This window comes from Pseudomonas extremaustralis, assembly GCF_900102035.1.
In the GTDB taxonomy this organism is placed as follows: domain Bacteria; phylum Pseudomonadota; class Gammaproteobacteria; order Pseudomonadales; family Pseudomonadaceae; genus Aquipseudomonas; species Aquipseudomonas extremaustralis.
This window is the reverse complement of record NZ_LT629689.1, coordinates 6,605,371-6,620,453: the sequence shown is the minus strand read 5'-3', so window position 1 is coordinate 6,620,453 and position 15,083 is coordinate 6,605,371. Positions and strand designations below refer to the sequence as shown.

At 63.2% G+C, this 15,083-nt stretch carries 9 protein-coding genes; 1 reads left to right on the top strand and 8 read right to left on the bottom strand.

The genetic code is table 11. The features are described 5' to 3' along the window. Positions 1-31 precede the first annotated feature (31 nt). From astE to BLR63_RS30650, 7 genes are all read right to left on the bottom strand, one after another. Entirely contained in the window at positions 32-1,036 is a 1,005-nt protein-coding gene (astE, locus tag BLR63_RS30680) for a succinylglutamate desuccinylase (protein WP_010566603.1), read from the bottom strand. 11 nt (positions 1,037-1,047) lie between these two features. Further along, positions 1,048-1,338 (bottom strand): hypothetical protein, encoded by a 291-nt coding sequence (locus BLR63_RS30675; RefSeq protein ID WP_010566604.1) that lies wholly within the window; start codon positions 1,336-1,338, stop codon positions 1,048-1,050. Positions 1,339-1,361: 23 nt separating this feature from the next. Continuing rightward, positions 1,362-2,708: an N-succinylarginine dihydrolase gene (gene astB / locus BLR63_RS30670; protein WP_010566605.1), complete on the bottom strand. Its 1,347-nt coding sequence runs from the start codon at positions 2,706-2,708 to the stop codon at positions 1,362-1,364. Between the two features lie 53 nt (positions 2,709-2,761). Then, positions 2,762-4,228: a succinylglutamate-semialdehyde dehydrogenase gene (gene astD, locus BLR63_RS30665; protein WP_010566606.1), complete on the bottom strand. Its 1,467-nt coding sequence runs from the start codon at positions 4,226-4,228 to the stop codon at positions 2,762-2,764. After that, positions 4,225-5,253 (bottom strand): arginine N-succinyltransferase, encoded by a 1,029-nt coding sequence (gene astA, locus BLR63_RS30660; protein WP_010566607.1) that lies wholly within the window; start codon positions 5,251-5,253, stop codon positions 4,225-4,227. Before astA ends, astD begins: the two co-directional genes overlap by 4 nt. A 50-nt stretch (positions 5,254-5,303) precedes the next feature. Further along, positions 5,304-6,323, bottom strand: coding sequence for an arginine/ornithine succinyltransferase subunit alpha (gene aruF, locus BLR63_RS30655; RefSeq protein WP_010566608.1), 1,020 nt, complete (start codon positions 6,321-6,323; stop codon positions 5,304-5,306). 189 nt (positions 6,324-6,512) lie between these two features. Further along, entirely contained in the window at positions 6,513-7,733 is a 1,221-nt protein-coding gene (locus BLR63_RS30650) for an aspartate aminotransferase family protein (protein ID WP_010566609.1), read from the bottom strand. A 310-nt stretch (positions 7,734-8,043) separates the two neighbouring features. Here BLR63_RS30650 and BLR63_RS30645 point away from each other — a divergent pair, with 310 nt between their 5' ends. Then, positions 8,044-13,956, top strand: a complete 5,913-nt coding sequence (locus BLR63_RS30645) for a dermonecrotic toxin domain-containing protein (protein WP_010566610.1) — start codon at positions 8,044-8,046, stop codon at positions 13,954-13,956. A gap of 8 nt (positions 13,957-13,964) precedes the next feature. Here BLR63_RS30645 and BLR63_RS30640 read toward each other — a convergent pair whose 3' ends face one another. Then, entirely contained in the window at positions 13,965-14,945 is a 981-nt protein-coding gene (locus tag BLR63_RS30640; RefSeq protein WP_010566611.1) for a GlxA family transcriptional regulator, read from the bottom strand. Between the last annotated feature and the right edge of the window lie 138 nt (positions 14,946-15,083).

The window sequence follows — 15,083 nt, the reverse complement described above, 5'->3', positions numbered from 1 at the left end:
CCCACAGTTGAATCCGGTTACGCCTTGAGACTTATGCCAGGCCCGCGTCGGTGGTCGGCACGATCAAGATGCCTGCGCGCAAGCCATTCTTCACCTTCGGGTTCGGAAAGATGATGCGCGCGCCCTCCTCCTCGATCACCCAACGGGTCTTGGCCACGTCTTCGGCCAAGAGATAGCCTTGGTCCAACTCTGAAAAGTTTTCCACATCTGCCGGCAGGTGCAGCAGGAAGGCGTCGCTGTGCTTGATGACTTCGCGGGACACGGAAAACAATTGCAGGCCATCCAGGCTGTCACTGGCCGGCTCGGTCCCTTCGATGATCTGTTTCAGGCGGTTTTCCAGGCGCGAGACATTTACGCCCTGGTTGTGTCCGAACGGCCGCGCCTTGCCCAGTTCCAGGGTGAAGGCCTCGGCGTCCAGTTGCTCATAGGTAAATGCCGTGAAGGTGATCGAGGTCTTGTTCTGCAACAGTACCGCTTGCATGCCGGCGGCGCGCAGGCGTTCCAGTTCGCGGCGCGAATGCTGGCGCCCCTCTTTCCAGGGATAGAGGGCGAACTGTTCGATCTTTGAGCCGCGAATCGCGGTGTGCAGGTCGTAATGCAGGCGCGCACGCCCAGGCACGCTGAAGAAGCTGCGGGCCAGTTGCTCGAGCTCGGCAGCGCGCATGGCCTCGGGGCCGATGTTTTTTTCGTGACGGCCGTTGAACAGCCGGTTGACGTCCAGTTCGAGGTAACGCTCGCCGCGACGCATCGCCTCGGGGTTACCGAACAGGAACAGAATACGGGTACGGGGCTTGATCTCCCCACGGGCAATGCCATGCAACAGGCGGTCGAGCAGTTCGATCGGCGCGGTTTCGTTGCCATGGATGCCGGACGACAGCAGCAGGTCGCTGCCAATGTCCTGTGCCTGCGGCGGGCGCACTTCAAGCGCGCCCTCGCTGAGCCAGCGCATCTGCACGCCGCCGACAGTCAGTTGAATTTTTTGCGCCGGTTCGCGACCGGCGAGGGTCAGTTCAAGCAGTTTGCCGAGGGCGAGCATAAGCAGCTTCCTTAGTGGTTGCAGCCTGGACCGTGAACGTGATCGTCATCATCGCCGTCAATGTCGGCAGGTTCCATTTCCAGTTGCAGGCTCATCAGGTTGGTGGCCAATGGGCGCATCAGCAGATTGGCGTACTCGGCGTCGCCCTCTTCGACGTCAACGCCGATCAGCAACTGGCCACGGCCGTCGTGCTGAATCCAGATCTCCTTGCCCTGCCAGACCACGGCGACGCGGGTGCAGGAGGTTTCCAGCTGGGTACCGTCGGTGTCTTCAAGGATCAGTTGCAGGGTATCGGTGCTCATAAATAGCTCTCGGCCGTGTGGCGTTAATGGATCTGGAAAGGATAAACCGAGCCCAGTTTAAGGATTTGCGTCAATTCATCCAATGCCGTCCGGCACTCCAGCAGCAATTGCGGGTCAGCCAGGTCGGTTTCACGCAGGCTGTCGCGGTAGTGCTTGTCGACCCACTGGGTCAATGTGTCGTACAACGGCGCGGTCATGATAACGCCCGGATTCACCGCCGCCAGCTCGGTTTCGTTCAATGCCACGCGCAAGCGCAGGCACGCCGGGCCACCGCCGTTCTGCATGCTTTGCTTGAGGTCGAAGACTTTCACTTCGCGGATCAACCCGCCGGAGGCGGTCAGGTTTTGCAGGTAATGCCACACACGTTGGTTGGCGCGGCATTCTTCCGGCACGATCAGCAGCATCGAGCCGTCGGCGCGGGTCAGCAACTGGCTGTTGAACAGGTAGGAACGCACCGCATCCTCGACGCTGACCTCGGCGCGCGGCACACAGACGGACTGGAAATTGCCGCCCAGCTTGCCCAACTTGCCGTGCAACTCGGCAAGCATCTGCTCGGTATTGAGGAAGGCGTCCTCGTGATAAAACAGCATCTCGCCGTTGCCCACCGCGATCACGTCGTTGTGGAACACGCCGGCGTCGATCACCGCCGGGTTCTGCTGGGCGAAGACCACTCCGCCATCCGCAAGGCCGTGCAGGCGAGCAACGGCCTGGGACGCTTCGAGAGTCTGGCGCGCCGGGTACTTCTGCGGCGCCGGGTAACGGGTGTCGAACGCACTGCGACCGAACACGAAAAACTCCACGCCCGCCTCGCCATAGTCACGGCAGAAACGCGTGTGGTTGGCCGCGCCTTCGTCGCCGAACTGCGCCACCGCCGGCAACGCGGCGTGGTGGGCGAAGTGTTTCGCATCGGCGAACATCGCCCCCAGCACGCGACTGGTGGTCGGGTGCTCGATGCTGCGGTGGTACTTGCAATTGAGGTTGGCGGCGGTGAAATGCACGCGGCCATCCGCTGTGTCGGCGCTCGGGCTGACGGTGGCGGCGTTGGCCACCCACATGCTCGATGCCGAGCAACTGGCCACCAGCAATGGCATGGCCTGCTTGGCGGCCTGTTGGATGACCTGGGCATCGCTGCCACTGAAGCCGAGGTTGCGCAAGGCGGCCACGTCCGGGCGTTCCTGGGGCGCAAGCACGCCTTGCACAAAGCCCATGTCCATCAGGGCTTTCATTTTTTGCAGGCCTTGCAACGCCGCTTCCTTCGGATTGGAGGACTGCTGGCTGTTGCTCTGGGACGCGACGTTGCCATAGGACAAACCGCCGTAGTTATGGGTCGGCCCCACTAGACCGTCAAAATTGACTTCATAGGATTTCATCGGCGAGGCTCCACGAACATCTGTTTTTATAGGCAATCTTCAACACACCACACTCAGTCCAGCGTAACGCCTGGGGTCAATGTGGCGGGCAGTACCAGGCTCGGGGTCTCCAGGGACGCCACTGGGTACGCGCAATAATCCGCCGCGTAATAGGCGCTGGCGCGATGATTGCCCGAGGCACCTACGCCACCAAATGGCGCGGTGCTGGCGGCGCCGGTCAATTGTTTGTTCCAGTTGACGATCCCGGCGCGGCTCTCCAGCCAGAACTGTTGGTAACGCGCCTCGGAGTCCGACAGCAAGCCAGCGGCCAGGCCGTACTGGGTGTTGTTGGCCTCGGCAATCGCAGCCTCGAAACCCGCGTAGCGGATCACCTGCAACAGCGGGCCGAACAGTTCTTCGTCGGCGCGCTCGCTCACGGCGGTGACGTCGATGATACCCGGGGTCAGTAACGCGGCCTGATCCTGGGGCTGGGTCATTTCCAGCAGCGCCACGGCGCCATTGGCCAATAGCAGTTCCTGGGCGTCCATCAAGGCTTTCGCCGCCGCCAGAGAAATTACCGAGCCCATGAACGGCGCCGGTTGCTGGTCGAACGCGCCGACTTCGATCGTCGCACTGACCGCCACCAGCCGCGCCAGTAACGCATCGCCCCACGCACCTTGGGGCACCAGCAGACGGCGGGCACAGGTGCAGCGCTGACCGGCGGAGATGAACGCCGACTGGATGATGGTGTAGACCGCCGCATCCACGTCGGCCACTTCATCCACGACCAGCGGGTTGTTGCCGCCCATTTCCAGGGCAAGGATTTTGTCCGGGCGCCCGGAAAACTGCTGGTGCAGATGATTACCCGTGCGGCTGGAGCCGGTGAAGAACAATCCGTCGATACCGGGGTTGGCCGCCAGGGCGATCCCGGTTTCCCGCGCACCTTGCAGCAGGTTCAGCACGCCCGCCGGCAGGCCGGCTTCGATCCAGCATTGCACGGTCAGCTCGGCGACTTTCGGGGTCAGCTCGCTGGGTTTGAACAGCACGGTATTACCGGCCAGCAACGCCGGGACGATATGCCCGTTCGGCAAGTGACCGGGGAAGTTGTAGGGGCCGAACACCGCCACCACGCCGTGGGGCTTGTGGCGCAATACGGCGGTGGCGTCACCCAGGGGGCCGCTCTTTTCGCCGGTACGTTCACGGTAGCTTTGCACCGAAATCGCAATCTTGTTGGCCATGCTGGTGACTTCGGTGGCCGATTCCCACAATGGCTTGCCGGTTTCCTCACCGATGCAATGGGCGATCTCATCGGCGCGGCGTTTCAGGGTGCTGGCAAACGCTTCGAGTACGCCGATACGCTCTTCCAGCGAACGCCGGGCCCACGCCGGAAACGCCTGGCGCGCGGCCTGCACGGCGGACTCGACCTGTTCGGCGCTGGCGCCATTGCCGGCCCACAGCACCTGCTGGGTCACCGGGTTACGCGACTCGACCAACTCTCCCTGGCCGGCCAGCCAGGTGCCTGCGATATACAGCGAATTCATTGTTTCGACTCCCGGGCAGCGGACAACGGTACGGCGCGCACTTGATCGCCCACCACCAGTTGCAGGCGCTTGGCGGTCAGCGGATCGACCACCAGCGTGCCTGCCGCCAGACGGGCCGGTGCGGCGGTGATGCGGCACTCTTCGCGCTTGCGGTTATGGATCAGGAACGGCGTAGCGTCGTCCCCTGGCGTGCCGATGGCCAGGACCAGCGACTGGCTGTCGCGCACGGCGCGGATCTTGGCGGTCTCGCACTCCACCGCCGGGCCGGCGTCGAAAATATCGACATAGCCCTGGTAGCTGAAGCCTTCGCTCTTGAGCATGCTCAGCGCCGGTTCGGTGTCTGGATGCACCTTGCCGATCACGTTGCGCGCATCTTCGGACAGGAAGCAGCTGTACAGCGGAAACTTCGGCATCAGCTCGGCGATGAAGGCCTTGTTGCCCACGCCGGTGAGGTAATCAGCCTGGCTGAATTCCATCTTGAAGAAGTGGCGGCCCAGGCTTTCCCAGAATGGCGAGCGTCCGGCGTCGTTGGACACGCCGCGCATCTCGGCAATGATCTTGTTGCCGAACAGTTGCGGGAATTCGGCGATAAACAGCAGCCGCGCCTTGGCCAGCATGCGGCCATTGAGGCCGTTGCGATAATCGGCGTGCAGGAACAACGAGCACAACTCGGAGTTGCCGGTGAGGTCGTTGGCCAGGAACAGCGTCGGAATTTCACGGTAGATGTTCAACTCCTGGGAGGCGCTGACGGTCAGGCCGACCCGGAAGTTGTACCAAGGCTCGCGCAGGCCGACTGCGCCAGCGATGGCGGAAATGCCCACCACCCGGCCATCGTCGTCTTCCAGCACGAACAGGTAGTCGGCATCGGCACGCCCGGCTTCGCCACGGAAGGTTTTTTCCGCCCAGCCAACCCGGTGGGTCAGGCGCTCTTCGTTGGCCGGCAAGGTGGTCAGGCCGGTGCCGGTGCTGCGCGCCAGATCAATCAGGGCCGGTAAATCGCTGCTGCGTACGGGACGAACGATCATGCTATCTCCTCAAACGGGCCGCCCGTTCAGGCCGCCCGTAAAACTCTGCTTTAAACCGCAACCAAACGCACGCTGGCGCCTTCGCCGACACCCAGGGCTTCAGCCGCTTCCAGGTCCAGGATCACCGGTTTGCCGGGTGCGTAGTCCAGCTCCAGCATCACCGCGCGGTAATCCTGCAACTGCCCGTTACTCACCAGGTACTGGCGACCGACGCCCTTGACCCGCTCGCCGATCTTCACCGGCACCACGCGGCTCTGGGCGATCGAGCGGATGCCCGACACCCGCGCGTGCAGCGTTGGGCCGCCGTCGAAGATGTCGATGTAATGATCGGTCTCGAAGCCTTCGCGCATCAGGATGTCGAAGGTGATCTGCGCACGCGGGTGCACCTGGCCCATGGCTTCCTGGGCTTCGTCCGGCAACAGCGGGACGTAGATCGGGTAGTGCGGCATCAGCTCGGCGAGGAAGGTGCGGCTTTTCAGCCCGCACAGGCGCTCGGCGGCGGCGTAGTTGAGGTCGAAGAAGTTGCGACCGATGGCGTCCCAGAACGGCGAATCACCGTTCTCGTCGCTGTAGCCGACAATCTCGGTCACCACCGAATCGGCAAAGCGCTCGGGATGGCTGGCAACGAACAACAGGCGGCCGCGGGAATTGAGTTCCGACCACGGCGAACCGACCAGCTCCGGCACCACATAGAAACTGGTGAGCAGGCTGTTGCCGGTCAGGTCGTGGCACTGGGAAAGCACGTGGATCTTGTTGTGGATCTTCAGCTCGCGGGAGGCGTGCACGAAGGTCTCGTTACGAAAACTGTAGAACGGCTCCGAGTAGCCGGCCGAGGCGACGATGGCCGAGCAACCGGCGAGCTTGCCGGTCTGGGTGTCTTCGAGCACGAAGAAATAGCTTTCTTCACCGTTGAAACTGACCTCGGCGGCGAAGGATGCTTCGCTGGCGGCGATCTTGTCGCTCAGGCGTTCCACATCATCCGGCAAGGAGGTGACACCAATCGGGCTGTCCGCAGCCAGACGCTGTACCTCGCCCAGATCAGCCATTTGCGCGGGGCGCATCACCAGCATGGTGTCACTCCTTAACTCGAAAAACTCATAGGAAAAATTACCGGACAGGTCAGGAACAACTCATATCCAATGTGGGAGGGGGCTTGCTCCCGATAGCGGTGGATCAGTCACCTGATTCATCGACTGACAGGCTGCTATCGGGAGCAAGCCCCCTCCCACATTTGATCCGGTCCGACAGATAGATGTGTATCAGGCTTGCGTCAGCGTTTTTACTGCACGTTCGAAGCGGTCGAGACCTTCTTGAATATCTGCGTCTTCCACCACCAGGCTCGGGGCGAAACGCACCACGTCGGGGCCGGCTTGCAGGATCATCAGGTTTTCTTTCTCGGCGGCGTTGAACACGTCCTTGGCCTTGCCTTTCCAGGCATCGCTCAAGACGCAACCGAGCAGCAGGCCGAGGCCACGCACTTCGCTGAAGATCCCGTATTGCTTGCCGATCTGTTCCAGGCGGGCCTTGAACTGGTCGTGCTTGGCGTTGACGCCGGCCAGCACTTCAGGGGTGTTGATCACGTCGATCACCGCTCCCGCCACCGCACATGCCAGCGGGTTGCCGCCGTAGGTGGTGCCGTGGGTGCCGACCACCAGGTGTTTGGCCAGGGCTTCGGTGGTGAGCATGGCGGCAATCGGGAAACCGCCGCCCAGGCTCTTGGCGCTGGTGAGGATGTCCGGCACCACACCGTAGTGCTGGTAGGCGAACAGGTGACCGCTGCGACCCATGCCGGTCTGCACTTCGTCGAACACCAGCAGCGCGTCATGGGCGTTGCACAGTTCGCGGGCGCCTTGCAGGTAGGCCAGTTCGGCCGGCAGCACACCGCCCTCACCCTGGACCGGTTCCAGCACCACGGCGCAGGTCTTGTCCGACACGGCGGCTTTCAGCGCGGCCAGGTCGTTGAACGGCACGTGGGTGATGCCCGTGATTTTCGGCCCGAAACCATCGGAGTACTTCGACTGGCCACCGACGTTGACGGTGAACAGGGTACGCCCGTGGAAGCTGTTGAGTGCGGCGATGATCTCGTACTTCTCGCTGCCGAAACGGTCGAACGCGACGCGACGGGCCAGCTTGAACGCGGCCTCGTTGGCTTCGGCGCCGGAGTTGCAGAAGAACACGCGCTCGGCAAAGGTAGCGTCGATCAGTTTGTGGGCCAGGCGCAGGGCCGGCTCATTGGTGAAGACGTTGGAGACGTGCCACAGCTTGTGGGCCTGTTCGGTCAGTGCTTCGACCAGCACCGGGTGGGCGTGGCCCAATACGTTGACCGCGATGCCGCCGGCAAAGTCGATCAGCTCGCGGCCCGCCTGGTCCCAAACGCGCGAACCGGCGCCACGTACGGGAATGAATGCGGCAGGTGCGTAGTTGGGCACCATGACCTGGTCGAAATCGGCACGTTGCACCGGGGCTTGCTCAACGGACATCGGAGTCTCCTGAAGAGGAACGCCTGCCTGGAACTGGCGGGCGATGCAGGGATTGTAAGGACAGTTTTCAGCGCGACCTTGTCGCCAAGCGACAACTTCTTATAGCGCCAACCCGCGTTTTCAGCGGGTTTACGCCAATGCGACAAATAGCGTCGCAATGGCGCAGTTTAAACCGTGCAAGGACGTCGTGGGCAGGTGATGACGGCATCTTCGCAAATCAGCGCAGGCGGGCCGCACTAACTGTCTACCGCCTGCCCGCCCCGACACACTGGTTTGCTGAGCCGACTCAAAAGCCATCAAGGACAGGCCCATGGCGCAACACCCCGCAACCCAAACCCCGCACCTCGACATCCTCACCCACGCGATCCCGCCCTGGCTGGGCAACGCCAGTGCCGCCAAGCGCGCCGCGCTGGCCGCCGGTACAGCGGGCATTGTCGACGTGTCCCCCCACGCGACCGAGCAACAACGGGCGCACCTCAAGCAACTCAACGGCGCCGCCTGGGCCGCGCAAAACCGCGTGGACCAGGCCCTGGCGGCGCTCCAGAGCCCCGAAGACTTCGGCGCCGACCGCCTGCGGGCGGCGCTCAAGGATGAGTTCGGCATCGACACCGATGTGCGCACCACCTACCTGCAACTGTATGTGCCGCTCACCCTCGCCGGCTTTACCGTCAAACAGGGGGCGGCGCGGACGTGGTCGGTCTCGTTGCTGGAGGCGGCGCTGCACAACTTCGAGGCCGACGAAACCTACGAGCGACATTCCGGCTTCAGCACCCGGCCCACGCCCAACGGCCAGTTCAGTCCCCTGCCCGCCCTTGATGCGAAGATCAGCATCGCGCAGTTCACTCAGCTGTGCCGACGCCTGGACATCGGCGGCCAGTATCAACGCTATCTGGATAACCACCTGGACCTGGGCAACCCCGTGGCCCGCGCCGGCCTGGAACACTGGATAAAACAAAGCCATCTGGCGGCGCTGAAACTGGCGCTGTACATGGCCTTGCTGAAAGACGACCTGCCCACCGCCAGCCACGACGCGCTGCTCAACCTGATCAACAATGGCCACGCCACCCACAACGGCTGCCCGCCGCTGCTGGCCCATGACCTGGCGATCATGGACTGCCGCCTGACCGGCATCGTGCTGTTCTCGCCGGACCTTGAGAGCAGTCGCGAAGTCGTACCGCTGATCGCCTATATTCCCGACAATCCGCTCCACCCGATCAAACACTACCCCAGCAGCGCCGCGTTCATGCACAGCCTGGTCGCACGGCTGCGGGACACGGACTATCAAGGGTTTTTCAGCCGTTTCGTCCGCCACGAAGACGCCGGGGTATTTTTTGCCGACCTCAATCAGCGGCTCAGCCACGTCACATGGCATCCGCATCAAGCCGGCGATCCGCTGCCCAGTTGGCGCGACACGCCGACCCAACGCCCCAACCTGCAATTTCGCGCCCTCAGGATCAGCGACGACCTGTTCGCCCATCTGTTCCAGATGAAACTGAGCAAGCTGCAGACAGACGCCCAGAGCCGTGCCGTCTCTACCGCCCGGGTCGATCAGAAGGCGCGCTGGGAGCGCTGGGCATTCCTGCAGAAAATCGGCGAGACCCTGTTGCAGATCGTCGCCTTCGTCGCTCTGCCGTTCATCCCGCCTTTAGGTGCGTTGATGCTGGCGTATACCGCTTACCAGATGCTCGATGAAGCCTTCGAAGGGATCGTCGATTGGGCGCTAGGCCTGCAACGCGAAGCCCTGGGGCACGCCCTGGGCCTGATGGAGCAACTGGTGCAACTGGGCCTGTTCGCCACGGGCGTGCCCATCGCCGAGGACGTGCTGCGCCAGGCCTTGCCCAAGGAGATGCTGGCGTTCATCGACCGCCTCAAGCCGGTCAAGCTGCCCAACGGCGAACGCCGCCTATGGCAACCCGACCTCAACCCCTATCGCCAGGACCTGACCCTACCGGCCGACGCCCGCCCTGACGCGCAAGGCCTGTACCAGCACCAGGACAAAACCATCCTCGCCCTCAACGGCGCGCACTATCACGTAAACGCCGACGCCAATGGTTATGCGATCCAGCACCCCACGCGTCCTGCGGCCTATCGACCCGCCGTCATGACCAACGGCCACGGCGCCTGGGTCACCGAGCTGGAAAACCCCTTGAGCTGGGACCGCACCACCCTGATGCGCCGCCTCGGCTACCAGACCGACACCCTCAGCGATGGGCAACTGGCGCAAATCCGCGACAGCAGCGCCACCCACGACAACACCCTGCGCAAAATGCACAGCACCCGGCAGACGCCACCGCCGTTGCTGGCCGACACCCTCAAGCGCTTCAAGATCGACCAGCAGTTGCAGGACTTCCTGGCGCAGATGAACAGCGACGATCCGGCGATCTACACCAAGGCCGATCCGCAAACCCAACTGCAATTGCTGATCAGCTATGGATTGTGGCCTTCGAGCAAAACCTTGCGCGTACTCGATGCCAGCGGCACCACCCTGTGGGAATTCCCCGGCGATGCCGATGCCAGCACCGTGCAAGTGCTGGAAGCGCAATTGCACAACGGCGATCTGCTGCCCACCCTCATCGAAGGCCTGAACGAGCCGCAGCGCAAGGCCCTGCTGGAAGAGGAATTCGGCCTGCCCCCCGCCTCCAGTCGCACCCGCGCCACGGCCTTGCGCAAGAAACTCGCGCGCATTGCCCACGACAAGCGCTTCTCGCTGTTCGAGTCGCGCTACCGTGGCCTGGACCGCACCACCGAGCCCAGGGTGCAGAAAATCATCGACAGCGCCTCACGCCCCGGCCTGCCCTCAACGCTGGCCGCAGAACTGCTAGCCGCAGCAAGTGGCGAGGAGCTCAAGGCCATCGATGCCGGCCAGGTGCCGACGCGCCTGGCGGAGCTTGCCGAGTGGTCGCTGCATGAGGTGCGCACCACCCGCGCCTATGAGGGGCTATACCTGGACACGGTGGAAAATCCGGACACCTGCCGGCTCGCCCTGCATTCGCTGGAAAACCTCAGCGGCTGGCCGAGTTGGGTGCGCCTGGAAGTCAGGCAATACCGCACCGACGGCGAGCTGCTGGACGCCATCGGCCCCACCCATGCCCTGACCAGACGCACCCTGGTGGCCACGCCAGACGGCCAGTACATCCCGGAAAACAGCCAGGGCGCACTGTTTGGCAGCACCGACTTTTACACCGCCGTGCTGCAAGCCCTGCCCGACAGCGCGCGAGATGCGCTGGACATCCATATCGGCCAGGGCCCGCGCCTCAAACAGGCGATCGGCGAATATCCGATGGACCGCCCAACCGTGCGCGCACTGCTCGATGCCGACCCGTTGCTCAAACCCGCCTACGACCCCAACGTCATGCGCTTGCGCGGCGGCATGGACGGCTACCCTCCCATCATTCCCGAACTGCCGGGCCCAAGCGGCGGGCCATCGCTTGAACAACAATTGCAGACCCTGCGCCCGCAACTGCCACCGGCGAAGATCAGTGAAATGCTCGCCGCCCTGCACCAGACACCCGGCGGCGCCCAACTGGCACTCACGCGCCTGAGGAACGAGTACATTCAACTGGACCTCGCCCTGGTGGTCTGGGAATCTCAAACACCCCGTGCGCACCCGCTCACCGGCGCCCCATTGAACGCGACCGAACATGACTACCTGCGCCGCGACCGCAGCCTGTTCGCCCACCAGTTGCGCCGGGCCTGGCGCCAGGAAACCGCGATCGACAACTTCTACGAACCACCGGCCAGCAACGGCCACATACTGCGGCTGTCCGGCCCACTGCTGGGCGAGCTGCCGACCCTGACAGCACGCTTTGAACACATCGCCCACCTGGAACTGCAAGGCGCGCACCAGCGCCTTGACGTCGAGGCCTTCCTGCAACTGTTTCCAAGGTTGCGACGCTTGAACATCCGCAATATCAGCCTGGATGAACTGCCGCCAAGCCTCGCCTCGATGAACACGCTCAACGAACTGATCCTGAGCAGTTGCAACATCCGCCTGACCGCGCAAAGCCAAGCCACCATCAACGGGATGACGAGCCTGTTGACCCTGGACCTGTACAACAACCCCCTGAGCCTGACCCCCAACCTGGAACAGATGCCGCAATTGCAGTATCTGGACCTGGCCAGCACCGGTATCGACGAACTGCCGCCGGGCTTGTTGAGCCGCAACCACCTGACGTTCGTGATGCTGTCCAACAACCGCATCGGCGAACTGCCCGCCGCGCTGTTCGACTTGCCCATCGACGTCACGCGGCATTTCGACCTGTCCGACAACCCGCTTTCGAACCAAGCACTGGAGCGCATCAAAGCCTACTTCCAGCGCACCCACCACTACCTGGAAGCTACACCGGTCCGGGGTGACACGGAGCAGGCCCGGCGACTGTTCCCCACGTTCAACGACGATCAAATCAACCGCTTCATTTTTAGCCTGCCCGGCGACCTGGCCGCCGGCCGAATCGAGATGAACCGACTGGAGCGCGACTACCCCACCATCCGCCTGGACACCGCGGACTGGGCCAACGACAGCCGCGTCAGTGCCGAGGAACAAGCCCTGCGCCAGCGTTTCGTCAACGCCCTGGAGGCCGTTTGGCGACGCGATATCACCTCGGGCGACACCCCCGAAGGACAGCCAACGCCCAGCTATGAATTCAACCTGTTCATTCCGGTGAGCGGCGAACTGCCTACGCTGCGCACCTCGTTCAATCACGTGGCGGTGCTCGCGCTCAAAGGTGCGGGAGGACACTTGAATCTGGACGGCTTCCTGCGCAGTTTCCCAGCGCTCACTGCGCTGCATATCGAAAACTTTGTGCTGGGTGAGCTGCCACAGATCAGCCACTTGTCGCAGCTCTCCTACCTGACGCTCGACCGCTGCGCGATCAACTTGTCGCCTGCCACGGCGCAGACGCTGCAAAGCCTGGCCGGGCTCAAACACCTGAATCTGGACAACACCCCCCTGACACTGCTGCCGGACTTCAGCCAAATGCCCCACCTGATCAGCCTGTCACTGCACAACACCGGCCTGCGCGAACTGCCCCTGACACTGATTACCCCGACCACGATGCGGGCCAGGGTGGATTTGAGCCAAAACAGCCTGCGCGAACTGCCCGACGACGCGTTCCTCGCACCGCCCGCCGTCAGCGCCGCGTTCGACCTGTCGGCCAACCCCTTGTCGCCCTCGACCTTGCAGCGCCTGAAAAGCTATTGCCGGGACAAGGGAGAGCACTGGAACGCCGACGTCCCCGTCAGCCAACTGCAGCGCCTCAAGGCCCTTTACCCCAGCCTCTCGGAACGCGACAACAAGCGTATATTTTTCGAGCTGCCCGGCGAACTGGAGGACGCCGACGTCCATATCAGCCGCCTGAGCGCCGAATACGAGCAGCTCGAAAATAACCTGCAGGACTGGGCCCTGAACGTTCCGCCCATGGATCAAGTGCGCGATCCATTCGTCAACGAAAACGCCCGCGCCACGGAACAGGTTCACCGCCTGGGCTTCAAGGAACTGCTCCTGCGCTGCTGGCGCCGGGAAACACAGCACGACGAGCATGAATGGCCGGCGCGACGCACCCACAAACTGGTGTTCAACGGCCAACTGCTCGGTGACCTGCCGGCGCTCAATGCGCGCCTGGAGCATGTCACGCAGCTGGAACTGACGGGCGACGGCAACCGCAGAGGCATCGGCGAATTCTTGCGTGCGTTCCCCAACCTGACCAGCCTGAGCGTGGAGCGCCATGCCCTCCAGCACATTCCCGACAGCGTTTTCGACCTCAATCAATTGCAGCAGCTCAATCTCAGCTATAACAGCATCCGCCTGACCCCGGACAACCTCGAACAACTGTCGCGCCTGGCCGAGCTCAACCAACTGGACTTGAGCGACAACCCGCTGACCCTGAGCCCGGACCTGCGCAACCTCTCGAAGCTGACCATGGTGTACCTGGACAATTGTGGGCTGAGCGAAGTGCCATTGGGGACCTTCAGCCTGCCGCGCCTGCGGGCTCTGGATCTGAGCGACAACCTGATCCAGCATTTGTCGACGGACCTGCTGGAAATGCCGCTGCCGCTCGACGACGAATCGGACCTGAGCGGCAACCCGTTGTCCGCCGCGAGCATGGCGATCTTGCGCGCGTATTACCGGCAAACGGGTTATGAGTTTGGCGTGGAAGAGGCGACGCTTGACGAAAACCAGATCGAGCTGACGCCACCCAGCACGCCGGAGGCCATGGAGGAGTAGGACGCCGCCTAGCCGCGCTCGGACGGCACCGACGACAACTCGAACGGGCTGCTGCTGCGCCGTTGGTTGCGGTCTTCACGGGGGGTGGCGCCAAAGAAGTTGCGGTAGGCGCTGGAGAAGTGCGGCCCCGAGGAGAAGCCGCAGGACAAACCGATCTGGATGATCGACTTGCTGGTTTGCATGAGCATCTGGCGGGCCTTGTTCAGGCGCAGTTCCAGGTAGTACTGGCTGGGGACGCGATTGAGGTATTGCTTGAAGATCCGTTCCAGTTGTCGTCGCGAAACGCACACGTGCTGGGCGATTTCGTCGGTGGTCAGCGGCTCTTCGATGTTGGCCTCCATCAGCAACACCGCCTGGGTCAGCTTCGGATGGCTGGAGCCCAGGCGGTTCTGCAGCGGAATGCGCTGGCGCTCGCCGCCTTCGCGGATGCGCTCCACCACCAGCTCCTCGGACACCGCACCGGCCAGTTCGGCGCCGTGATCCCGGGCCAGCACCGCCAGCAGCAGGTCGAGCACCGACATGCCACCGCACGCGCTCAGGCGATCACGATCCCAATCGAACAGGTGACTGGTGGCGATGACCTTGGGGAAACGCTCGGCGAAATCGTCCTGCCAGCGCCAGTGCACGGCGGCGCGGTAGCCGTCGAGCAGACCGAGCTGGGCCAGCGGGTACACCCCGGCCGACAAGCCGCCGATCACACAGCCGGCGCGCACCAGTTGCTTGAGGGCGCTGCTCAGTTGGGAGGCGATCACGGTGGGCGGCTCGTCCGCCAGCAGGAACACTTTCTGGAAGCCTTCCAGCTTGCCGGCCCATGGCTCGCCCGGCAGTTGCCAGTCCCCCGAGGTTTGCGGTTCGGCCTGCAGGAACGACAGTTCGTAGACCACCTCAGGATGCACCCGCTGAGCGACGCGCAAGGCCTCCTCAGCCAGCGCAAGCGTCAGTGCTTTTGTGCTGGGCCAAATCAGGAAACCAATTCGATGGGCAGTCATGGAGGGCTATCCGAAGCGAAGAACAGTGAAAGAAGCCGTGGGCCAATGCTAGCCCGTAAATGAACACAAATCTCAAAACCGCTGTAAACCTGCCCACCTGTAGGAGCGAGCTCGCTCGCGAAAACCCCGAGAGCGCCA

Coding starts and splice junctions, on each gene's coding strand:
- astE (WP_010566603.1), bottom strand. CDS start 1,036: ATGCTCGCCCTCGGCAAACTGCTTGAACTGACCCTCGCCGGTCGCGAA.
- BLR63_RS30675 (WP_010566604.1), bottom strand. CDS start 1,338: ATGAGCACCGATACCCTGCAACTGATCCTTGAAGACACCGACGGTACC.
- astB (WP_010566605.1), bottom strand. CDS start 2,708: ATGAAATCCTATGAAGTCAATTTTGACGGTCTAGTGGGGCCGACCCAT.
- astD (WP_010566606.1), bottom strand. CDS start 4,228: ATGAATTCGCTGTATATCGCAGGCACCTGGCTGGCCGGCCAGGGAGAG.
- astA (WP_010566607.1), bottom strand. CDS start 5,253: ATGATCGTTCGTCCCGTACGCAGCAGCGATTTACCGGCCCTGATTGAT.
- aruF (WP_010566608.1), bottom strand. CDS start 6,323: ATGCTGGTGATGCGCCCCGCGCAAATGGCTGATCTGGGCGAGGTACAG.
- BLR63_RS30650 (WP_010566609.1), bottom strand. CDS start 7,733: ATGTCCGTTGAGCAAGCCCCGGTGCAACGTGCCGATTTCGACCAGGTC.
- BLR63_RS30645 (WP_010566610.1), top strand. CDS start 8,044: ATGGCGCAACACCCCGCAACCCAAACCCCGCACCTCGACATCCTCACC.
- BLR63_RS30640 (WP_010566611.1), bottom strand. CDS start 14,945: ATGACTGCCCATCGAATTGGTTTCCTGATTTGGCCCAGCACAAAAGCA.